Source organism: Streptomyces sp. NPDC045967, from assembly GCF_056430495.1.
The window spans coordinates 1-21,385 of record NZ_JBWKLE010000011.1 but is presented as its reverse complement, the minus strand read 5'-3'; the positions used below and the strand labels follow the sequence as shown (position 1 = coordinate 21,385).

General features: G+C 73.7%; 15 protein-coding genes. 5 read left to right on the top strand and 10 right to left on the bottom strand.

What is annotated here, in order from left to right; translation table 11 throughout:
• Nucleotides 1-1,305, top strand: a complete 1,305-nt coding sequence (locus AC07FY_RS21210; protein ID WP_479008400.1) for a PspC domain-containing protein — start codon at nucleotides 1-3, stop codon at nucleotides 1,303-1,305.
• Nucleotides 1,292-1,534 carry a hypothetical protein gene (locus tag AC07FY_RS21205; protein ID WP_479008398.1) on the top strand — a complete coding sequence of 81 codons (243 nt, stop codon included), beginning with the start codon at nucleotides 1,292-1,294 and terminating at the stop codon, nucleotides 1,532-1,534. Before AC07FY_RS21210 ends, AC07FY_RS21205 begins: the two co-directional genes overlap by 14 nt.
• On the opposite strand, the gene AC07FY_RS21200 is transcribed toward AC07FY_RS21205, so the two are convergent.
• The 4 genes from AC07FY_RS21200 to guaA form a co-directional block, all read right to left on the bottom strand.
• Nucleotides 1,462-1,989, bottom strand: coding sequence for a DoxX family protein (locus AC07FY_RS21200; protein ID WP_479008396.1), 528 nt, complete (start codon nucleotides 1,987-1,989; stop codon nucleotides 1,462-1,464). The two genes, AC07FY_RS21205 and AC07FY_RS21200, sit on opposite strands and share 73 nt — an antisense overlap.
• An 18-nt stretch (nucleotides 1,990-2,007) precedes the next feature.
• The gene (locus AC07FY_RS21195; RefSeq protein ID WP_479008394.1) at nucleotides 2,008-3,264 is read right to left on the bottom strand and encodes a hypothetical protein; all 1,257 of its coding nucleotides are present in this window, start codon (nucleotides 3,262-3,264) and stop codon (nucleotides 2,008-2,010) included.
• 102 nt (nucleotides 3,265-3,366) lie between these two features.
• Complete coding sequence (locus tag AC07FY_RS21190; protein WP_479008392.1) at nucleotides 3,367-4,140, bottom strand: class II aldolase/adducin family protein; 774 nt, start codon at nucleotides 4,138-4,140, stop codon at nucleotides 3,367-3,369.
• A gap of 187 nt (nucleotides 4,141-4,327) precedes the next feature.
• A complete protein-coding gene (gene guaA / locus AC07FY_RS21185; RefSeq protein WP_479008390.1) occupies nucleotides 4,328-5,914 on the bottom strand; it encodes a glutamine-hydrolyzing GMP synthase in 1,587 nt (528 codons plus the stop codon).
• 298 nt (nucleotides 5,915-6,212) lie between these two features.
• Between guaA and AC07FY_RS21180 the strand changes: the two genes are divergently transcribed.
• Entirely contained in the window at nucleotides 6,213-6,497 is a 285-nt protein-coding gene (locus AC07FY_RS21180; protein WP_479008388.1) for a chorismate mutase, read from the top strand.
• 406 nt (nucleotides 6,498-6,903) lie between these two features.
• Here AC07FY_RS21180 and AC07FY_RS21175 read toward each other — a convergent pair whose 3' ends face one another.
• From AC07FY_RS21175 to AC07FY_RS21150, 6 genes are all read right to left on the bottom strand, one after another.
• Nucleotides 6,904-8,700 (bottom strand): GMC oxidoreductase, encoded by a 1,797-nt coding sequence (locus AC07FY_RS21175; protein WP_479008386.1) that lies wholly within the window; start codon nucleotides 8,698-8,700, stop codon nucleotides 6,904-6,906.
• 26 nt (nucleotides 8,701-8,726) lie between these two features.
• Nucleotides 8,727-10,355, bottom strand: coding sequence for a succinic semialdehyde dehydrogenase (locus AC07FY_RS21170; protein WP_479008384.1), 1,629 nt, complete (start codon nucleotides 10,353-10,355; stop codon nucleotides 8,727-8,729).
• A 113-nt stretch (nucleotides 10,356-10,468) separates the two neighbouring features.
• Complete coding sequence (locus AC07FY_RS21165; protein WP_479008383.1) at nucleotides 10,469-12,121, bottom strand: serine/threonine-protein kinase; 1,653 nt, start codon at nucleotides 12,119-12,121, stop codon at nucleotides 10,469-10,471.
• A 125-nt stretch (nucleotides 12,122-12,246) separates the two neighbouring features.
• Nucleotides 12,247-14,763 (bottom strand): protein kinase, encoded by a 2,517-nt coding sequence (locus AC07FY_RS21160; RefSeq protein WP_479008381.1) that lies wholly within the window; start codon nucleotides 14,761-14,763, stop codon nucleotides 12,247-12,249.
• Nucleotides 14,764-14,842: 79 nt separating this feature from the next.
• On the bottom strand, nucleotides 14,843-17,314 hold the full coding sequence (locus tag AC07FY_RS21155; RefSeq protein WP_479008379.1) for a serine/threonine-protein kinase: 2,472 nt from the start codon (nucleotides 17,312-17,314) through the stop codon (nucleotides 14,843-14,845).
• A gap of 176 nt (nucleotides 17,315-17,490) precedes the next feature.
• The gene (locus AC07FY_RS21150; RefSeq protein WP_479008377.1) at nucleotides 17,491-19,197 is read right to left on the bottom strand and encodes a glycerol-3-phosphate dehydrogenase/oxidase; all 1,707 of its coding nucleotides are present in this window, start codon (nucleotides 19,195-19,197) and stop codon (nucleotides 17,491-17,493) included.
• A gap of 257 nt (nucleotides 19,198-19,454) precedes the next feature.
• On the opposite strand from AC07FY_RS21150, the gene AC07FY_RS21145 reads away from it, so the two are divergent.
• Together AC07FY_RS21145 and AC07FY_RS21140 are read left to right on the top strand one after the other, a co-directional pair.
• The gene (locus AC07FY_RS21145) at nucleotides 19,455-20,684 is read left to right on the top strand and encodes a nucleotide sugar dehydrogenase (protein ID WP_479008375.1); all 1,230 of its coding nucleotides are present in this window, start codon (nucleotides 19,455-19,457) and stop codon (nucleotides 20,682-20,684) included.
• A gap of 115 nt (nucleotides 20,685-20,799) precedes the next feature.
• The gene (locus tag AC07FY_RS21140; protein WP_479008373.1) at nucleotides 20,800-21,276 is read left to right on the top strand and encodes a hypothetical protein; all 477 of its coding nucleotides are present in this window, start codon (nucleotides 20,800-20,802) and stop codon (nucleotides 21,274-21,276) included.
• The last annotated feature ends 109 nt before the right edge of the window (nucleotides 21,277-21,385 follow it).

Sequence of the window (21,385 nt, the reverse complement as noted above, 5' to 3'; positions counted from 1 at the left end):
ATGACCGAAGTACACGACGCCCCGCCGGAGTCCGGGCCGCTCCCCCGGCCCCTTGGCATCCGGCCCGCGCTGCGCCGCAGCAGGCGCGACAAGGTCCTGGCGGGCGTGTGCGGGGGGCTGGGCCGGTACTTCGACCTGGACCCGGTGGTCTTCCGGATCGTGCTGGGCGTCCTCGCCGTCAGCGGCGGCGTCGGCCTGATCTTCTACGGCTTCGCCTGGCTGCTCCTGCCCCAGGACGGGGAGGAGGACAGCGAGGCGAAGAAGTTGCTGACCGGCCGCGTGGAGGGCGCCACCCTCACCGCGGTGTTCGCCGCGCTGGTCGGCTGCGCGCTGTTCCTGTCGATGCTGGACAACGGTGTGCTCGCGCTGTTCTCGGTGCTGGTCGTCCTGGCGCTGGGGGGAGCCTCGTACTGGTCGTTGCGGCGGCGGGCCGCGGGCCCGGTGCCGGCCGAGGCACCCGCTCCGCAGGAGACGAAGGCACCGCCGGAGACGCAGGCGCCGCCCGCCCCCGGCGGCCCGTCCTGGTGGCGGGACCCGCTGGTCAAGGACGGCACCACCGGCCCGGTCGGTGCGAGCGGATACCTGTGGGGGCCGGCCGACACGGCCGTTCCGCAGGAGCGGGGCGCGGCGCCGGTGAGGGCCGCGGGGAAGCCGGCCGCGGTGGCCCGCCCGCGCGGTGGCATCGGCGGCCGGGTCTTCGTCCTGGCGCTGCTCGCCGCGGTCGCCACGACGGGCGCCCACTGGCGGGGACATGCGCTGGGCGAGGCCCTGCAGAGCGGACTGGCCGCCGCACTCGTCGTCTTCGGCCTCGGTCTTGCCGTCAGTTCCCTGCTGGGGCGCACCGGTTTCGGCACGATCGTGCTGGCCGTGCTGACGTCGGGGCTGCTCGCGGTGGCCGCCGTACTCCCGCGGGAGATCGGCACGGACTGGCGGGAGACCACCTGGCGTCCGGCCGCGGTGGCCGACGTGCGGCCCGGGTACGAGGCGGGGACCGGCCTCGCCACCTTGGACCTGAGCCGGCTGGACGTGCCCAAGGGCACCACACTGGCCGTGCGGGCCTCCGTGGACGCGGGGCGGCTGAAGGTGATCGTGCCGCGCGAGGTGACCGCCGAGGCCGATGTGACCATCCGATGGGGTGACATCCAGATGCCCGGCGACACCAGCGAGGACGTACGGATCCGGGGCGGCGGCGAGCACCGCGAGGCGACCTTGCCGCCCGCGGCCGGCACCGAGGCGGGCGGGACGATCGAGCTGCACCTGGACGCGGGTGTGGGACAGGTGGAGGTGGCCCGTGCGGCGTCATGAGTTCCAGCCGGGGCGGCTCATCGCGGGGCTGGCCCTGCTGGTCGCGGGCGTGCTGTACCTGCTGGACAGCAGCGGCGAGGCCGACCTGCCCTGGTTCCTGGTCGTCCCGCTCACGGTGGGCGGGCTGTCCCTCGCCGCCCTGACCGGGATGGTGACCTACGCCGTACGGCGGGACCGGCGCGACCGGAGCGAGCGGCGCGAGCCGATCAGCGAGTCCAGGGACCAGTAGGGCGCCCCGGCGATGATCAGCGGGGTCCAGGCCATCAGGTAGGCCAGGTCGTTGCCGTAGTAGTACGGCGTCACCGCCCAGGACACGGTGAGCCACAGGCTGAGCGCGATCAGGGCTCCGCCGGCGGCCGCGAACCGGGTCAGCAGGCCGGCGAGCGTCGCCAGGCCGACGAGGATCTCCCCGACGGCCAGGGCGACGGCGAAGCCGACGGGGGCCCGCAGGGCCGTGTCGACGAGGGCGGGGACCGCGGAGGTGTCGCGCACCCCCCTCATCAGCTCGCCGATGGAGCCGGCGCCGTCGGCGGAGAGGAACGCGGAGTCGGTCAGCTTGTCCAGGCCCGCGTAGACGAAGGTCACGCCGAGGAAGATCCGCAGGGGCAGCAGTGCGTAGCGGGCCGCGCGGTCCTTCAGCGGGGCGGCTACGGGTGCGTCTGTCGAGACATCAGTTCGGGTCACGCGACATGTGTACCCCGATCACTCGGCGACGTCGATGACGCAGCGGTTGGATTCCACCCCGGCGGCGGTCACCACCTGGATGTCGGTCCGGCCCGGTTCCACCTCGGCCGGGACCGGGACCGTCAGCACGGTGTCGGAGGGGTTGGTGAACCCGCCCGGCACCGGGACCAGCGGCACGTGCACGTGCACCGGCCCGACCCGGACCACCAGCCGGGCCAGCATCTCCGGCGTCTGCGCCCCGGGCGGCACGAAGCCCACGCCCCGGATCTCGATGTCGTCCCCGGGCCGGACGGCCGCGTCCAGGTCCCCGGGCTCCCGTCTGCGCACCACCGAGAGCACCAGCGGGCGGGTGCCCTCCGCGTACTTGGCCGCGAGGTACACCGCGGCCGACAGCGCCACCAGCAGGGCCAGCGCCCAGGGCAGCTGCGGCAGCCGGTCCGGGAAGCGGGCCAGCGACACCGCCGCGTAGGCCAGCACCACCGTGGAGACCAGCACGTACTGCGCGTCCGGGAAGCTGCCCCGCCCCGCGTCGTCCGTCAGCAGGTCGACCCCGCGCGGCCGGTCGGCCGGCAGTTTCTGCAGGCGCTGGCCCATGATCCGTACGGCGACGACCCGGCGCACCACCACGGCGACCACCGAGGTCAGCGAGACCACCGCCAGCAGGGGCAGCGCCCGGTCCAGGGCGAATCCCTCGAAGAGGGCCTGCCGTTCCGGGCCGGGCGCCGAGGCCGCCAGCCGCAGCGCGGGCAGCAGCGCGGCGAAGGCCGTCAGCATCACCCAGGCGCTCGGCACGGTCTTGGAGGTGGACAGCCGGTTGTCCTCGCCGACCAGCGGGGCCAGCAGTCCGCCGCGCACCGACTGGGCGCGGGCCGCGACGGTGAGCAGCCCGGCCAGGAGCAGGGCCGCGAGCAGCGCGGCGGTGCGGGCGGTGGACCAACCGGTGCCGAGCGCGGTGCCGACCTGGACCAGGAGCAGCATCCCGGCGGCGATCCACACGGCGAGCACGGCCCGCCGCGAGAACAGGTACAGCCAGGAGTTCCCGGCCTCCCGGCCCCGGTCGGCGACGGTGCGCGCCGACAGGGTCAGCTCGTCGGAGACCCACTGCCGGGACGCTCCCAGGGAGTGGGCCACGGCGGCGGGCAGCCCCTGTCCGGCGGCGAACTCGTCACGCTTCTCCAGGAAGGCCGCCACGGCGCGGCGGTGCCCTTCCCGTGCGCAGTCGTCACATGCGCAGGCCGCGGCGTGAGTACCCCGGGACATCTCTTGGACAGCCACGTGCGTGCCGCCTCTCTGAACTACGGTGCGATGCCAGCGAATTGTGCACCACTGCGGCAGTGCTCCGGATTGCGCACGATGTCAGAGCAGGTGATTAACGGTTCATGATGTTGACGCCACCGGCGTGTCCCCCTGCCGGCGCAGCGGCTGGTAGTTCACCCAGGCGGCCAGATCGGACCCGAACCGCTCCCGGGTGGCGAGCGCGCCGTGGTGGTCGATGAGCACCGGTTTCCCGGCGGCCCGCGCGATCAGCTGCACCTGCGCGGCCCGCTCCGCGGCGATGAACCACCAGACGGCGGCGTCCACCGAGCCCCCGACGGTCAGCAGCCCCCGGTTGCGCAGGACCAGCGCCTTGTACGGGCCCAGCGCGCGCCCGATGCGGCCCGCGTCCTCGGCTCCGGTGAACTCGTCCAGCAGTGCGTGGTCCTCGTAGAAGGCGCAGGCTTCCTGGGAGATCGGGGCCAGCAGCTCGCCGAGCACGGCCAGCGCCCGGCCGTAGGGGGCCTGGGTGCGCACGACGGCCACCACCTCGGGGCGCATCCGGTGCACGGCGGCGTGCACGGCGAAGGCCAGCTCGTTGACCCGGCGCTCCCCGCGCAGGACCCGCCCCTCGCCGTCGACCAGCAGCAGGTCGGCCCCGGTCAGCGTGGCGAAGGCCCGGCCGAAGGGGTTGACCCAGTAGCAGTCCTCGAACTCCGGGTCCCGCGCGCTGACGTGCCCGGACACCCCGTCCTCGTAGCCGAGCCGGCCCAGCAGGCGCAGCGCTCCGGCGAGCCGCTCCTTGCGGTGCGCCCGCTCGTCGGCCGGGTCGGCGTGCACGGGCGGCATCTCGAAGCCGAGCCGTTCCACGGGGACGGGCAGGGGCTGGTCCGGCATGGGGCCTCCTCCGACGGCTCGGGGGCGCGGGCCGCGGGTCGCGGTCGCGGTCGCGGTCGCGGCGCAAGGTACCGGCGTCCCCGTGAAGTGGCCAGAGGAAGCGGAGGCGAACAGGGCGCGGAAACGGCGGAGCCGCCGCTCGGGAGGGAGCGGCGGCTTCGTCGGCGGTGCGTGAGGGGCGGGGGGACTACTCCCACTCGATGGTGCCCGGCGGCTTGCTCGTGCAGTCGAGGACCACCCGGTTCACTTCCGGGACCTCGTTGGTGATGCGGGTGGAGATCCGCGCGAGCACGTCGTACGGCATGCGCGTCCAGTCCGCGGTCATCGCGTCCTCGGAGGAGACGGGGCGCAGCACGATCGGGTGTCCGTAGGTGCGGCCGTCACCCTGGACGCCGACGCTGCGGACGTCGGCCAGCAGGACGACGGGGCACTGCCAGATGTCGCGGTCCAGGCCGGCCGCGGTGAGCTCCTGGCGGGCGATGGCGTCGGCCTCGCGCAGCAGGTCCAGACGCTCCTTGGTGACCTCGCCGACGATGCGGATGCCGAGGCCGGGGCCGGGGAAGGGCTGGCGGTGGACGATCTCGTCCGGCAGGCCCAGCTCCTGGCCGACCATCCGGACCTCGTCCTTGAACAGCTGGCGCAGCGGCTCGACGAGCTCGAACTCGATGTCGTCGGGGAGCCCGCCCACGTTGTGGTGGGACTTGATGTTCGCGGTGCCGGTGCCGCCGCCGGACTCCACCACGTCCGGGTACAGCGTGCCCTGCACCAGGAAGGCCACGTCCGCGCCGCCCTCGGCGATGATCTCCGCCTGCGCCTGCTCGAAGACGCGGATGAACTCGCGGCCGATGATCTTGCGCTTGGTCTCCGGGTCGGAGACGCCGGCCAGCGCGTTCAGGAAACGCTCCTGCGCGTCGACGACCTTCAGCTGCACGCCGGTGGCGGCGACGAAGTCCTTCTCGACCTGCTCGGTCTCACCCTTGCGCATCAGGCCGTGGTCGACGTATACGCAGGTCAGCTGGGAGCCGATGGCCTTCTGCACCAGGGCGGCGGCCACCGCGGAGTCCACGCCGCCGGACAGGCCGCAGATGGCGCGCTTGTCGCCGACCTGCTCGCGGATGGCCGCGACCTGCTCCTCGACGATGTTGCCGGTGGTCCAGGTCGGGGAGAGGCCGGCGCCCCGGTAGAGGAAGTGCTCCAGGACCTGCTGGCCGTGCGTGGAGTGCATCACCTCGGGGTGGTACTGCACGCCGTAGAGCTTCTTCTCGTCGTTCTCGAAGGCCGCGACCGGGACCACGTCCGTCGAGGCGGTGACCGTGAAGCCCTCGGGGGCGGCGGAGCAGGCGTCGCCGTGGGACATCCACACCGGCTGCTGCGCGGGGGTGCCCTCGAAGAGGGTGGACCCGGTCTTGGAGACGGCCAGCGGGGTGCGGCCGTACTCGCGGGCGCCCGTGTTGTCGACCCTGCCGCCGAGCGCGGTGGCCATCAGCTGGAAGCCGTAGCACATGCCGAAGACCGGCACCCCGGCCTCGAACAGGGAGGGGTCGAGCTGCGGGGCGCCCTCCTCGTAGACGGAGGACGGGCCGCCGGAGAGGATGATCGCCTTGGGGTCCTTGGCCAGCATCTCGTCGACGGGCATCGAGCTCGGCACGATCTCGCTGTAGACCCGTGCCTCGCGGACGCGGCGGGCGATGAGCTGGGCGTACTGCGCGCCGAAGTCGACGACGAGAACCGTGTCCGGGGCGCTGTCGTGGGCGGCGGAGGGTGCTTCTGGCACGGGGCGGCCTTCCGGCGGAAGAGGTGGCTGTTTTGTCGATTCTAACGGGGGAGCCGCCCCCCTCTTCGTCTCACCATCCGAACCGGCTTGGCCGGGGCGGCGGCGCGGCGCAATAATCCTTCCGTGCGCAAGCAGCTGAGCTTCCTCTTTACCTATGGCACCGGCCGGTCCGGTCGCCATGGGTCTTCGTGATGCTCGCCTGAGCCGCTGAACTTCCCAGAGCGCCCCGGTCCGACAGGACCGGGGCGCTTCGGCGTTCTGCCGGTCCGGCGGACCCCATCCGACAGGAGACGAAGACATGACCGCGATCACCGCCACCCCCGAGCAGCTCACCGCCACCCCCGAGCAGCTCATCGCCGACTCCCGCGCCCGCATCGACGCCCTCGACGACCGGATCATCGGGCTGATCCAGGAGCGCATGGCCGTTTCCACGGTCGTCCAGGAGGCGCGGATCTCCTCCGGCGGGCGCCGGGTGCACCTGTCCCGGGAGATGGAGGTCCTCGCGCACTGGAGCGACGCCCTCGGCAGGCCCGGCACCGCGCTGGCCATGACGCTGCTGGAGCTGTGCCGGGGCCGCGTCTGACGGCTGTTCGTCACCCGTCCGGAGCGTGACCGGCCCCGGAGCCCTTCGTTGGTGAGGTTGTCCGCGTCAGCCAGGCGCGGGACCGCACCACCACGCGTGGCTCCGCAGGAGCGATGAGGCGCACTCCCCGTGGGGCGTGCGTCGTGGGACCTCGCTCCCCGCGTGACCGGACGGCAGGGGACAGCAGCCCGGTCACCCCATGAAGAACGGCCGGCCCGGGGGACGCCCGGGGCCGGCCGTTCGGCGTTCGGCAGACCCCTCCGGTCGCATCTGCACATTCGCTGTGTGACCGACACCACAGCCCGGGCCGCCGTGTTCCGGTACAACCATCCATGGCGACCGTCTGTCACTCATGTACCGCGGTGGGTACCGCGCTCGGAGGGGGAGCGCGGTACCGGCCCGGTCGTCAGACCTGGTCCGCGACCTTCGGCGGGATCTCGGGGACGGCGAGGAACGGCAGCCGCAGAGCGCCGAACGCCTTCTCGGGAACCGCCGGACGGACCGGTTCCACCGCCGCGAGCCGGACGTAGGCCGCTCCCTGCTCCGGCCGCCGGTCCCGCTCCCCCTTGTTCGGCCAGAACGACATCGCCCGCTCCGCCTGCGCCGTGATCGTCAGCGACGGGTTCACACCGAGGTTCGCGGAGACCGCCGAGCCGTCCACCACCGAGATCCCCGGGTGCCCGTAGAGCCGGTGGTACGGATCCACCACGCCCTCCTCCGCCGAGGCGCCGATCGGGCACCCGCCGAGGAAGTGCGCGGTCAGCGGGGTGCCCATCAGTTCGCCGACGTTGCTGCCGGCGAAGCCGTTGATCTCCTCGGCGAGCAGCGTCGCGGCGCGGGTGGCCTCGGCGATCTGGACCGGGTTGGGGGCGCCGTGGCCCTGCCGGGCGGTGAGCAGCCCCTTCCCGATGCCCTTCGGCTTGCGGTAGGTGGTCAGCGAGTTGTCCAGCGACTGCATGACCAGGCCGATGATGGTCCGCTCCGACCAGCGCCGGTTGGACAGCGAGCGGGCCAGCTGCAGCGGGTGCCGCGCGGTGCGCGCGAACCAGGCGCGCACCCGGTGCCTGCTGTAGGGGACCTGCAGGATGGTCAGGAACCCCATGGCGTTGGAGCCCTTGCCGTAGCGGACCGGCTCGATGTGGGTGTCGGCGTCGGGGTGCACCGAGGAGGTGATGGCCACGCCCCGGGTGAAGTCGGCCCGCCGCGCCGGGCCGGACCCGGCGCCGTGCCGTTTGCGGTAGCGGCGGTCGTCGGTCTGCGCGCCGACGAGGCCCTCGGAGTTGGTCCGGGTCAGTTCGCCGAGCCGGTCCGAGATCCCGGGGAGCTCGCCGCGGTCCTTCATCGTGTGCAGCAGGGTCTGGGTGCCGTACGTGCCCGCCGCGACGACCACGTACCGGGCGCGCAGCACCTTCGCGACGCCCTTGCGGCGGGCGTCGGTGGGGACCGTGCGGACCCGGTGGCCGCCCTCGGGGTGCTCGCTGAGCGCGGTGACCGTGGTCATGGGGTGGATGACGGCCCCGGCGCGCTCGGCGAGGTGCAGGTAGTTCTCGTTCAGGGTGTTCTTCGCGCCGTGCCGGCAGCCGGTCATGCACTCCCCGCACTCGGTGCAGGCCCTGCGGGCCGGGCCGGCGCCGCCGAAGTAGGGGTCGGCGACCTCCTCCCCGGGCCGGACCCTGGCCTGCCCTTCGGCGTCGGCGCCGTCGCCGAAGAAGACGCCGACCGGGGCCATGTGGAAGGAGTCGGCCACGCCCATCCTCGCGGCGACGGCCTTGAGGTGGACGTCGGAGGGGGTCACGGTCGGGTTCAGGCGCACGCCGAGCATGCGCCTGGCCTGGTCGTAGTAGGGGGCCAGCTCGTCCCGCCAGTCGGTGATCCCCGCCCACTGCCGGTCCTCGAAGAAGGCGGCGGGGGGCACGTAGAGCGTGTTGGCGTAGTTGAGGGAGCCGCCGCCCACGCCGGCGCCGGCGAGCACCATCACGTTGCCGAGCAGGTGGATGCGCTGGATCCCGTACAGCCCGAGGGCCGGCGCCCACAGGTAGTTGCGCAGGTCCCAGCTGGTCCGGGGCAGGCTGTCGCGGGTGAAGCGGCGCCCGGCCTCCAGGACGCCCACCCGGTAGCCCTTCTCGGTGAGGCGCAGGGCGGAGACGGACCCCCCGAAGCCGGATCCGATGACGATGACGTCGTAGTCGTACGGCTCAGACACAGGTCTGCCCCCTAGCGGAGTTCCGTTCAGCGGAATCGGAGTGCCTTCATGATCTGGAGGCTGCGGGTCATGAACGCCGCGTACTTCTCGTCGTCCATGCCCAGCGACGGCCCCATCGGGAGCAGCCGCTGGTGGGCGACGGTCTGGGCCTCGGTGTACTTGAGGATGCCCTCGGAGCCGTGGCGGCGGCCGAGGCCGGAGTCCTTCATGCCGCCCATGGGCGCCTTGGCGCTGCCGTATGCGGGGGCATACCCCTCGTTGATGTTGACGGTGCCGGTGCGCAGGCGGGCGGCGACGGCGTGGCCCCGGCGGGCGTCCTTGGTCCAGACGCTGGAGTTCAGGCCGTAGGCGGTGCCGTTGGCCTCGGCGATGACCTGGTCCTCGTCGGTGAAGCGGTAGACGGAGACGACCGGGCCGAAGGTCTCCTCCCCGCACACGGCCATCGGCGCCTCGACGCCGTCGAGGATGGTCGGCTCGTAGAAGAGCGGGCCGATGTCGGGGCGGGCGGTGCCGCCCGCGACGAGGGTGGCGCCCTTGGCGACGGCCTCGTCCACGTGCCGCCGTACGGCCTCCAGCTGGCGCTCGCCGGCCAGGGAGCCCATGTCGGCGCCGTAGGCGAGTGAACTGCCCAGGCGCATCGCCTTCGTACGGGCGGCGAAGCGGGCGAGGAACTCGTCGGCGATCGAGGCGTGCACGTAGAGCCGCTCGATGGAGATGCACAGCTGCCCGGCGGAGGAGAAGCAGGCGCGGACGGCGCCCGCGGCGGCTTTCTCGACGTCGGCGTCGTGCAGGACGAGCATGGCGTTCTTGCCGCCCAGTTCGAGGGAGACGCCGACGAGCCGGGCGGCCGCGCCCTGGGCGACCTCGCGGCCGGTGCGGGTGGAGCCGGTGAAGGACACGTAGTCGGCGTGCCGGACGACCTCGGGGCCGACGACGGGGCCCTCACCGAGGACGACCTGGAACACCGCGGCGGGCAGTCCGGCCTCGATGAGCAGGGCGCGGGCCCACAGGGCGGTCAGCGCGGTCTCGGTGTCGGGCTTCATGACGAGGGCGTTGCCCGCGACGAAGGCGGGCAGGGCGTCACCGACGGAGAGCTCGAGCGGATAGTTCCAGGGGGCTATCTGGCCGACGACCCCGCGCGGCTGGCGCAGCTCGGTGACCTTGGTGAGGGTGGGCATGGCGCCCGTGTGTCCCTTGGGGCGCAGGTAGGCGGGGGCCTTGCGGCCGTAGTGGCGGGCGGCGATGGCGACCGCCTGGACCTCTTCGTGGGCGTGCAGGCGCGCCTTGCCGGTCTCCAGCTGGATGAGGTCGAGGACCTCGGCCTGCCGGGCGAGCACCAGGTCGTGGAAGCGCAGCAGGACGGCGGCCCGCTCGCGGACGGGGACGGCGGCCCAGGCGGGCTGGGCGGCGCGGGCCCGTGCGAAGGCCTCCGCCACGTCCTCGGGGGTGGCCTCGGGGAGCTCCGCCAGCCGGTCCCCGGTGAAGGGGGTGTGGTTGGCGGTGCGGCCGGAGCCGATCACCCCGCGGGTGAGGCGGACGACCAGGTCGGGGGTCACCACGTCGGCGGCGGTGCGGGCACCCGCCGGGGCCGGGGCGACCGGGTTGGTGGGTTCCGGTGCGGTGCGGAGGGGGGCCGGGGCCTGCGAGTCCGTCATGGCGGTGAGCGTATTGCGCCCGGCAGGCTTTGGGTACCCGTGGGTAACCGGATTTTGCCATTTCCGCCAGCGATCGCTGGCAGGATGACGGGATCGGCCCTCGACGAGCCGTTTCAGGAGGTCCGCGCGGGCGGCTCCCAGCCGCTGAGGACGACGTCGAACTGCTGGCGGGTGGCGGCCCAGTCGGCGACGGGGCTCGACATGTAGACCGCGTACTCGGTGCCGTCGGGAGCGATGTACATCTGCTCGATGGCCCTGCGGGGCCCGGGGAAGTTCACCTTCTCCGTCCAGGTGAAGTCCCAGAGCGCGGACCGGGTGCTGTCCCGGAAGGTGTTCTGGCTGAGCCACTGCTTCTTGTAGTCCGTACGCTTGCGCACCTGCTTCTCCAGGTCGAGCAGGTGCTCGTACGGGTTGTCGTAGTCCGGGGTGGAGTCGGCGGCGATCCGGATGAAGTGGTTCCCGTTGTCCGGGGTGTAGTCGATCTGGTCGCCGTTCACCTGGCGCGTCCAGCCCTCCGGGACGAAGAGGGTGAAACCGGTCGGGTCGGTGACCTTGGTGAAGCCCGCCGGCGGGGTGGCCTCCACGGGCTGGTCGCGGGTGCTGACGTTCTTGTCCGAGCCGCCCCCCGAGGTGTCGTCGCCCGTGTACTTCAGCACCCCGAACACCCCGCCGCCACCGAGCAGCGCCGCCACCAGCGCCACGGCGGCGGCGCGCTTGAGCCGGCCCCGCGCCGACCCGTCGGAGGCGGGTGCCGGGGTGGAGGAGGTCGAAGCGGTGGGCGGCGCGGACGCCGGCCCGCTCGCCGCGGACTCCGGCAGCGGGGCCGTCCGGGCGGGGTCCCGGGGCGGGGCCGGCTCCCCGTGCCGCTCCTGCGCCGGAGCGAGTTCCTCCGGCGTCACCGCGCGCGTGGGCACGTAGGCCTGCGCCGCCTTCGGCTCCCGGCCCTCCATCGCCTCGAGCAGCATCCGCTCCGCCTCCGCGGCGGTGGGCCGCTCGGCCGGGTCCTTCTGCAGCAGTGCCGTGATGACCGGCGCCAGCGCGCCGGCCTGCTTCAGGGCCGGCGGATCGTCGTTCACCACCGCCTGGAGGCTGGAGATGGGCGAGGTCCGGCGGAACGGAGAGCGGGCCTCCACCGCCGTGTACAGGGTGGCGCCCAGCGACCACAGGTCGGAGGCCGTGCCCGGGGTCCCCCCGGTCACCCGCTCGGGGGCCAGGTAGTCGATGGAGCCGACGATCTCGCCGGTGCGCGTGATGGAGGAGTCCCCCTCGATCGCCGCGATCCCGAAGTCGGTCAGCAGCACCCGGCCGTCCTTGGCCAGCAGGACGTTGCCCGGCTTCACGTCGCGGTGCAGGACCCCGACCGCGTGCGCGGCGCGCAGCGCGCCCAGCACGTGCAGCCCGATCCTGGCCGCCTCGCGGGGCTCGATGCGCCCGGCGGCCTTGGCCGCGTCCGCGAGGGAGGGGCCGTCGACGTACTCCATGACGATCCACGGCCGGGCGTCGTGCTCCAGCACGTCGTGCACGGTGACGACCGCCGGATGCTGGATCCGGGCCGCGGCCCGGGCCTCCTTCTGCGTCCGGGCGTGCAGGACGTCCCGGTCGGCCTGGGCGACGTACAGACCGGCCGTCAGTTCCTTGACGGCGACGGTCCGGTGCAGCAGCTCGTCGTGCGCGCGCCACACCTTGCCCATGCCGCCCCGGCCGATCGGCTCGATGAGCCGGTACCGGCCCGCGAGCACGGCGCCCCCACCTGTCTGCTGTTCCACGAAACCCCGCCGCTCTCCGCACTTCAGGCCAGATTACGGAGCCCGCGGCCGGTGTCGGAACCGCGCGGGCGCCCAAAGCCCGCACTGTGACGCAATCGCCGTACTGACCGCCCGTCAGGCCCGGTTCAACCGCCCGGCCGGTAACTGGCCGTCGCCTTCTCGAAGACCTCGGTCACCTTGCCCTGCTCGTCCTCCGGCCCGGTGACCATGACCACGTGGTAACTGCCGCCGAGCGCGACGACGAAGTTGCGGGCGAAGACGTTGCGTCCGGTGCCGTCGATCCACGTGTAGCGGCCCGTGGCGCGCAGTTGCTGGCCCACCTTGGTGGTCTTCACGTCGCCCACCGTGGACCAGGTGGAGGTGCGGTAGGGCGTCAGCTCCTGCTCCCTGTCCTTCTGGTACGCCGCCGGATCCGGATTGCCCTCCACCTTGTCCCGGCCCGGCACCACGGTCAGCGTGAAGGGGCCGCTGGTGTAGCGGACCTGGCCGGCCTCGTTGATGCCCCGGCGCTCCCAGCCGTCGGGGACCACGATCTCGAAGTGCTCCGGGTCCTGCTGGGTGGTGTACCCGGCCGGGGCGGGCGCCGCCGGCGTCGCCGCCGGGGGCGGTGCGGTCGTCTGCGGGGCGGGCCTGGACTCGGGCGTCGCGGTGGGGAGCTGGGAGGGGCTCGGCCCGGACGGGGTCCGCACGGCGCCGCCGGGGCCCTGCGGGTCGGCGGAGCGCGGCATGAACAGCATCGCGTACGCCACGGCCCCGGCGAGCAGGACCAGGATGCCGAGGAGCAGGCTCCGGCCCAGGGCGCGGGGCCGGCGGGGGGCCGCGGGGTTGCGGTGCCGCCCGTGGAGGTCGCCGCGACGGCGTACGACGGGCAGCCGCGCGGGGTCCGGATCGGGCATCGGGAGCATGGTCAGGCCCGCGTCGGGCTCGGGGGCGGACCGTACGAGTGAGCGCAGCCAGCCGCGCAGCTCCTCGAAGTCGGGGCGCTCGGTCGGGTCCTGGCGCAGCAGCGATTCGACGACCGGCCGGAGCGCGCCGCACTCCTCGGCGAAGGCCGGGGGCTCCGCGCGGACCAGCTCCACGAGCTCGGCGACGGACTCCTCGGGGTAGGGGGCGTGCCCCTGGACGGCCCGGTACAGCAGCGCGCCGAGCGCCCAGAGGTCGGTGGCCGGGCCGACGGGCGCCGCCAGCTGCCAGGGCCCGGCGGCGGAGCCGGCCTGCTCGGGGGCCCACCGCTCGGTGACGGCGCCGACGACGGCCATCCGCGTCTGGCGCGCCCGCTCGGCGTCGAGCCCGGTCCGCGGGCCGGACCAGCCGTCCGCTGCGCCGGCGCCGGTCCCGGTGCCGGTCCCGGTGCCGGTGCCGGTCCGCGGGGCGGGCGGGGCGGGCGGGGACGGCGGGAGCGGCGACGGGGCCGGGACGGGGGCGCGTCCGTGGGCGTCGGCCTGGTGGTAGCCCTGCGGCAGCGCGAGCCGGGCGGGGAGTCCGGACACCTCCGGCGCCTGGGCCGGGCCCGGCTCCTGGCCTCGCCTCCGCCCGTACCCGTAGCCGTGCTCCTGCTCCGGCTCGTGCTCGTACCCGGGCTCCTGGCCCTGTTCCTGGCCCTGTTCCTGGCCTTGCTCCTCGTGGGGCTCCGGCTCCGGAGGGCCGAGGGCCGGGTGGCGGGGGGTCGCGCCGTGCCAGGGCGCGGCGGCCGCCTCCGGACCCCCGTACGGGTACGAGTACCCCTGCGGCAGGGTCGATCCCTGCGGCCTGGGCTCCGGCACGACGACGGGATCGGATGGGCGCTGCTCGCCGACTTTGGCGGCGGCCGCCCGCGCGCCCGCCCGGTAGGCGGCGATGGCCCCGGCCCGCGCGGCGGCCTTGAGCTCGGGCCGGTCCTCCGGGCGCCCGGGGGTGATGTGGTCGCTGTACCGCGGCCCGGTGTCATAGCCCGGGGCCACCAGGGGCGCGTACCCGCCCGCGGGCGGCTCCGGTGCCGACCCGGCCGGGGCGCCCGGGGAATCCGGCGCGGTGACGGGCGGAGCCACCGCCCCGCCCCACCCCGTACCCCCGTCGGACGCGTCACCGCCGGGGACGGGGTCGTAGCCGCACAGCGCTTCTTCCGCGGCGCCGGCCGCGAGGCCCGTGAGCACGACCCGCCCGTCATCGCAGACCAGCACCGTCCGCACGGTGATGTTGCGGTGGGTCCAGCCGTGCGCGTGGAGCACCCGCAGCGCGGTCAGTACGTCCGAGGCCACCTCGGCGGCGCGGTAGGGGGTCAGCGGCTCGTCGGCGATCAGCGCCGCCAGCGGCCTGGCCGGCACCAGTTCGCTCACGATCCACAGCGACCCGCCCTCGGCGAACACGTCGAAGACCTGGTCCAGCCGGGGGTGGTCCGGGACGGCGGCCGCGGCCTGCGCCGCCTCGATGGCGCGCCGCACGGCCGGCAGGTCACCCGCGGCGCGCTGCCCGGCCGCCGGGACGGACCGGTGCCCGTCGAGCAGCTCGGCGTCCACCACTTCCGGCAACGGCACCTGCCGGACCAGGACTTCCTGCCCGCTGCGGGTGTCGAAGGCACGGGTCTCGACCAGTTCGTACTCGTCCGTCGGCGGCAGCGGCAGACGGTAGCGGTGGGCCAGGATCCGGCCCGCGTAGTCCTCCACATCGCCTCCCCCGCGTACTGGGGGCACCCCCGCGGCCCCGCTGACACGATACGTCCACGGGGCCGCCCGCGTCCCGAGGTCAGCCGAGCGGCTGGAAGGTCTCGAACGCCGTATTGCGCATCTGCGTGCACTCGGGGCCGTCCCACTGGTCCGCGGGGCAGCTGATCATGATGGCGTAGCCGTGCGTCGCGTCCATCTTGAAGCCGCGGTTGAGCACGCGGACGCGGATGCCGCCCTGCTCCCTCTCGAACTCCCAGTCGGCGACGGTGGGGTAGTTGCGGTAACTCGTCGAGTTGATCCCGATCAGGCGGTACCCCGTGCTGCTGCCCGCCACGGCGGGGGCCAGCCTGGTCCAGGCCAAGCGGGCGTCGTCGCCCGGGTTGGCGTTGTAGTCGACCTGGATCCGGGGGAAGCCGCCGTCACGGCTGTATATCCCGCCGGAGTTGGCGCCCGCCACGGATGTCTGGTGGAAGCCCTCGGGCATCGCCATCGAGAAGTGGAACCCGGGCTCCGTCACCATCGCGTACCCGGCGGGCACGCCACTGCCCCCGCCGCCGGGCTGGGCGCCCTGCCCCTGACCCTGCCCCTGGCTCTGGCCGGTGCCCGGGCTCTGCTGGCCCTGGCCGCCGGGCGTGGCGTTGCCGCCGTCCGTACCGGCGCCGGGCTCCTCGGGCTTGGCCGAGGGCTGGGGGCTCTGCCCGGCGCCGCCCGGCGACTGGCTCGCGGACGCCGACGGGTTGTTCTTGCCCTTGCCCTCGTCCTTGCGGCCGTCGGTGTCGTCACCGGAGACGGCGTAGGCGATGAGGGAGCCGACCACCGCGAGCACCACGACCACGGCGGCCAGGGCGAGCGCGATGGTGCGGCGCGGCATGACGTCGGTGAGCGGGGCGGCCACCGGGGCCGTCTTCGCGGATGACCCGTTCGCGGGCTTGTCCGCCGGCGGTTCCGCAGCCGTGGCGGCCGTCGTGGCCGCCGCGGCCGCCGCCGCCTTGCGGGCGGACTTCAGCGCGGCGCGAGCCCGTTCGCGCTGCTCGCGCTCCTTGCGCTCGCGTTCCTTCTTCGCCGCCTTCTCGGCCGCCTTCTCGGCCGCCTTCGCCTCGGTGGCCTTCTCGGCGGCCTCCTGGGCGTCCACCAGGGATATCTGGCGGGTCTCCTCGGCGGGCGGAGCCGCCACCGGGGCCGGCTGGGGCTCGGGGGCGTTGACGACGGCGGTCAGCATGGCCCGTGCCCGTGCGTCGTCCAGACGCTGGGCCGGGTCCTTGGCGAGCAGGCCGTAGATGACCTCGGTCAGCGGGCCGGCGTTCTTGGGCGGGTCCACCGGCTCGGTCATGACGGCGGTGAGGGTGGCGAGGGCGGAGCCCTTGTCGTACGGCGGCACGCCCTCGACCGCGGCGTACAGCAGGCCGCCGAGCGACCACATGTCGGCGGGCGGACCGGGCTTGTGCCCCCGGGCGCGCTCGGGCGAGATGTAGGAGGGGGCGCCGACGAGCATGCCGGTGGAGGTGACGGAGGGGTCGCCCTCGACCTGTGCGATGCCGAAGTCGGTGAGGACGACACGGCCGGTGGCGGCGATGAGCACGTTGGACGGCTTGACGTCCCGGTGCAGGATGCCCTGTCCGTGGGCGGCGCGCAGCACGTCGAGCACCGCGAGACCGACCTCGGCGGCACGGCGCGGGGTGAGGGCGCCGTTCTCCCGGATGAACTCGGCGAGCGAGGGGCCCTCGATGAGCTCCATGACGATCCAGGGCCGGGCGTCCTCGTCGACGACGTCGTAGACGGTGACGGCTCCGCCGCTGCGGATCCGGGCAATGGCCTTGGCTTCGCGGAGGGTACGGGTGATGAGGCGCCGCTTCTCGTCCTCGTCGACACCGCTGCCGAAGCGGAGCTCCTTGACGGCGACCGTCCGGCCCAGGGTCTCGTCCTGGGCCCGCCAGACGGTGCCCATTCCGCCCTTGCCGAGGACGGTGCCGAGCCGGTAGCGCCCGGCGAGCAGCCGCCCTCTGTCCTGCCCGTCGCCCGCCGCCTTGGCGGCCTCGGCGCGCGCCTTGACCTCGGCGGCCACGGCATCGGCCTTCTCCACGGGGTTGACCGGCTTGCCCGTCCCGGTCTTGGCGGGCGCAACCGGGACCTCCGCCTTCACCGCGGGCGCGGCGCCCGCAGGCTCGACCCCGGCCGCGGGCTCCGGCTTCGCGTCCACAGGCTTCGGCTTCGCGTCCTCCGGCTCCGGCTTCGCGCCCCCGGTCCCGGGCTTGGCGTCCCCGGACTCCGGCGTCGCGTCCACAGGCCCGGGCTTCGCGTCCACAGGCCCGGGCTTCGCGTCCTCCGGCCCCGGCTCGGCTCCCGATCCCTCCGGCCCGGCTCCCGGCTTCGCCGACTCGGCCTCCGCCTTCGCCCCGGGCTCCGCCCCGTCAGGCTCCGGCTTCGCCAACCCCGGCTTCGCAGCCGCGGGCTCCGCGCCCTCGGCGGGCGCGGCCTCGGCCGACGCGGCGGGAGCCGCGGCCCCCACCTCTTCGGGCTTCGCCGCAGGCGCCCCGTGCTCCGGCTTCGACATGCGTCCCCTCTGCGATCGTGCCGCTGCTCCGCCTGCCCCGGCGACCGACCAACCCGGCGGCCGAGCGACCTGGCGTCCGGGGTCCGCGTAACCCGCCCCGGCAGAACCTTCATTGTTCCTCACTCCGCAACGGACGGGAGCCCCGGGTCCGCGGTTCCCCCTTCCGCATCGCGGAGTTACAACGGAACGATGTCGGGCGCCCCCAGCCGCGCCGCGTCCGCCGTCAGGTCGTCCGGCTGACGCTGCGACTCCCGCTCCGCCTGGACCCGCTTCTCGTAGTGCTCCACTTCTTTCTCGATCTGCTGCTTGTCCCACCCCAGCACCGGCGCCATCAACTCGGCGCACTCCCGCGCCGACCGCGTCCCCCGGTCGAAGGTCTCGATCGAGATGCGCGTCCGCCGCGTCAGCACGTCGTCCAGGTGGCGCGCCCCTTCGTGCGAGGCGGCATACACGATCTCCGCCCGCAGGTAGTCGTCCGCCCCGGTCACCGGCTCACCCAGCCCCGGATCGGCGGCGATCAGGTCCAGCAGTTCCTCCATGAGCGAGCCGAACCGGTTCAACAGGTGCTCCACGCGCGCCACGTGAAGCCCCGTCCGGGCCGCCGTCCTGGCCCGTGCGTTCCACAGCGCCCGGTACCCCTCCGCGCCCACCAGCGGCACGTCCTCCGTCACGCACTCCGCCACCCGCACGTCCAGCGCGTGCACCGCCTCGTCGACCGCGTCCTTGGCCATGACCCGGTACGTCGTGTACTTGCCGCCCGCCACCACCACCAGCCCGGGCACCGGATGCGCCACCGTGTGCTCGCGCGACAGCTTGCTCGTCGCGTCCGACTCCCCGGCCAGCAGCGGCCGCAGGCCCGCGTACACCCCCTGCACGTCGTCCCGCGTCAGGGGCACCGCCAGAACCGAGTTCACGTGCTCCAGCAGGTAGTCGATGTCCGCGCTCGACGCCGCCGGGTGGGTCTTGTCCAGGTCCCAGTCGGTGTCGGTGGTGCCCACGATCCAGTGCCGGCCCCAGGGGATGACGAACAGCACCGACTTCTCGGTCCGCAGGATCAACCCGGTGCTCGAATGGATCCGGTCCTTCGGCACCACCAGGTGGATGCCCTTCGACGCCCGTACGTGGAACTGCCCGCGCTCCCCGATCAGCGCCTGGGTGTCGTCCGTCCAGACCCCGGTCGCGTTCACCACCTGCTTGGCGCGGATCTCGTACTCCCCGCCCGCCTCCACGTCCTGGACGCGTGCGCCGACCACCCGTTCGCCCTCGCGGAGGAAGCCGACCACCCTCGCCCGGTTGGCGCAGTGCGCCCCGTACGCCGAGGCCGTCCGCACCAGCGTCGCCACGTACCGCGCGTCGTCCATCTGGGCGTCGTAGTACTGCAGCGCGCCCACCAGCGCGTCCTTGCGCAGCGCCGGGGCCACCCGCAGCGCGCGCTTGCGCGAGAGGTGCCGGTGGACCGGCAACCCCCGCCCGTGTCCGCTGGAGACGGACATCGCGTCGTACAGCGCGACGCCGGAGCCCGCGTACCACCGCTCCCAGCCCTTGTGCCGCAAGGGGTAGAGGAACGGCACCGGCTTCACCAGGTGCGGCGCGAGCCGCTCCAGCAGCAGGCCGCGCTCCTTCAGCGCCTCCCGCACCAGGGCGAAGTCGAGCATCTCCAGATAGCGCAGGCCGCCGTGGATGAGCTTGCTCGACCGGCTGGAGGTGCCCGACGCCCAGTCACGCGCCTCCACCAGGCCGGTGGACAGCCCTCTGGTCACCGCGTCGAGGGCGGTGCCGGCGCCGACCACGCCCGCGCCCACCACCAGTACGTCCAGCTCCCGCTCGGCCATCCGGGCGAGGGCCTCGGCGCGCTGCGCCGGTCCCAGTGTCGCTGTCCTCACGGCTGCCTCCCGTTGGTGCGGTTGTTCCCCGCGTCGCGCGGGTGATCCCGCTCACATTCCCCGTTTCATGATTCTGACCGCCCGCACCCACATCGGCCACCGCCTGTGGACAACACAACGGCGACCACCACCTCAGAATGCGACATATCTGTCATATATACGCCTAGTCTGACATTGCGCCAGCTCCCTGGGGTCCCTGTACGTCCACAGGGCTTGCGCGCGCATCCCCCTCATGTCAGGGAAGGGACGGCACCCCCATGCCCGCAGACCTCGCCGTCATCGGACTCGGCCATCTCGGCCTCCCCCTCGCCCAGGCGGCCGTGGCCGCCGGGATCGAGACGGTCGGCTACGACAGCGGTCCGGTCACGGACTCCACCCTCACCGCCGCCGAGATCCGCCGCATGTCGGCGGCCGGCTTCCGGGTCACCACCAACCCCGCCGAACTCGGGCGGGTCCGCACCGCCGTCATCTGCGCCCCCACCCAGCTCGGCGCCGACCGCGCACTGGACCTGTCCGCCATCGGGGAGGCGGGGCGCGCGCTCGCCGCCCGGCTGCGCCCCCACACCACCGTGATCCTCGAATCCGCCGTCCACCCGGGCGTCACCGAGGACTACCTGCGCCCCGTCCTCGAGGAGGGCTCCGGCCTGCGGGCCGGCCGGGACTTCCACCTGGCCTACTCCCCCAGCCGCCACGACCCGGGCAACCGCACGCACGGCATCTCCAACACCCCCAAGGTGATCGGCGGCCTCACCCCCGCCTGCACGGAGTCCGCGCACGCCTTCTACGCCCGCCTCACCGAGAAGGTGGTCCGGGCCCGCGGCCTGCGCGAAGCCGAGACGGTGCAGCTCCTGGAGACCAACTACCGGCACGTCAACATCGCCCTCATGAACGAGATGGCGGTGCTCTGCCACGACCTCGGCGTGGACCTCTGGGACGTCATCCGCTGCGCCGAGACAAAGCCCTACGGATTCCAGGCCTTCCGCCCCGGCCCCGGGGTCGGCGGCCACGGCGTCCCCCTCGACCCCAACTACCTCCCCCACACCACCCGCACCCCCGGTCACCCCCTGCGCATGGTCGGCCTGGCGCAGGAGATCAACAACCGGATGCCGCAGTACGTCATCCAGCGGTCCGCCACCCTGCTCAACGAACACGGGAAGTCCGCCCGCGGCGCCCGCGTCCTGCTCCTCGGCGTCACCTACAAGCCCGACCTCGCCGACCAGGAGGGCTCCCCGGCGCGCGAGATCGCCAGCCGCCTGCTCGACCTGGGGGCGCTGGTCAGCTATCACGACCCGTTCATCCAGGGCTGGCGGGTCAGGGACCAGCCGGTCCCCCGGGCCGAGTCCCTGTACGAGGCCGCCGCCAACGCGGACCTGACGATCCTGCTCCAGCACCACCGCACCTACGACCTGCAGGGCCTCGCGGTGAAGGCCCAGCTGCTCCTGGACACCCGAGGCGCCAGCCCGGTCGGCGCCGCCCACCGCCTGTGACCCGGAAATTCCCCCTCACGGATGTCCGTGCGGCCTGCTAGCCTGCGGCGTCACTTATCTCGCACTTACGCCCTCCGGGCGTTCGCATGCCCGAATCCCTGGGGGGGATTTCCCAATGAGCCAGAACGTCCAGCCTCCGGCGCCCGCCTCCTACCCCGTGCCCCCGGCCGCCCCGGCCCCGGCCCGTAGCGGCAACCTCGGCCTCGGCATCGTCGCCGCCGTCGTCGCGGCCCTGGTCGCGGCCGGCGCCTACGGCGGCATCATGAACGCGATCGACCGCGAGATCGGCTACGCCGCGGCCGGTGTCGGCCTCCTCGTCGGCCTCGCCGCCGGCAAGGTCGGCGGACGCAACCCCGTCCTGCCGGTGGTCGCCGCCGTCCTCTCGCTCGGCGCCGTCTACCTCGGCCAGCTCTTCTTCATCGCGCTCGTCCTGGCCGACTTCGGCAAGGCCGGCGTGGGCGACGTCATCAGCGAGGTGGGCATCGGCGGCCTGAACGACCTCTGGAAGGAGAACATGGACGCCATGTCCTTCCTCTTCCTCGCGATCGGCGCATTCGTCGCCTTCGGTTCGGCCAAGAAGGTCAGCGACTGACCCCGCACCACCGCGTACGCCGGAGGGGGGGGGGGAAAGAGGGGGGGGGGGGGCTCCCGCGTTGGGGGGGGGGGGGTTAGGGGGGGTTGTTCGTGTTGGTGAACGTTGA

Coding starts and splice junctions, on each gene's coding strand:
- AC07FY_RS21210 (WP_479008400.1), top strand. CDS start 1: ATGACCGAAGTACACGACGCCCCGCCGGAGTCCGGGCCGCTCCCCCGG.
- AC07FY_RS21170 (WP_479008384.1), bottom strand. CDS start 10,355: ATGACGGACTCGCAGGCCCCGGCCCCCCTCCGCACCGCACCGGAACCC.
- AC07FY_RS21180 (WP_479008388.1), top strand. CDS start 6,213: ATGACCGCGATCACCGCCACCCCCGAGCAGCTCACCGCCACCCCCGAG.
- AC07FY_RS21145 (WP_479008375.1), top strand. CDS start 19,455: ATGCCCGCAGACCTCGCCGTCATCGGACTCGGCCATCTCGGCCTCCCC.
- AC07FY_RS21190 (WP_479008392.1), bottom strand. CDS start 4,140: ATGCCGGACCAGCCCCTGCCCGTCCCCGTGGAACGGCTCGGCTTCGAG.
- AC07FY_RS21140 (WP_479008373.1), top strand. CDS start 20,800: ATGAGCCAGAACGTCCAGCCTCCGGCGCCCGCCTCCTACCCCGTGCCC.
- AC07FY_RS21155 (WP_479008379.1), bottom strand. CDS start 17,314: ATGTCGAAGCCGGAGCACGGGGCGCCTGCGGCGAAGCCCGAAGAGGTG.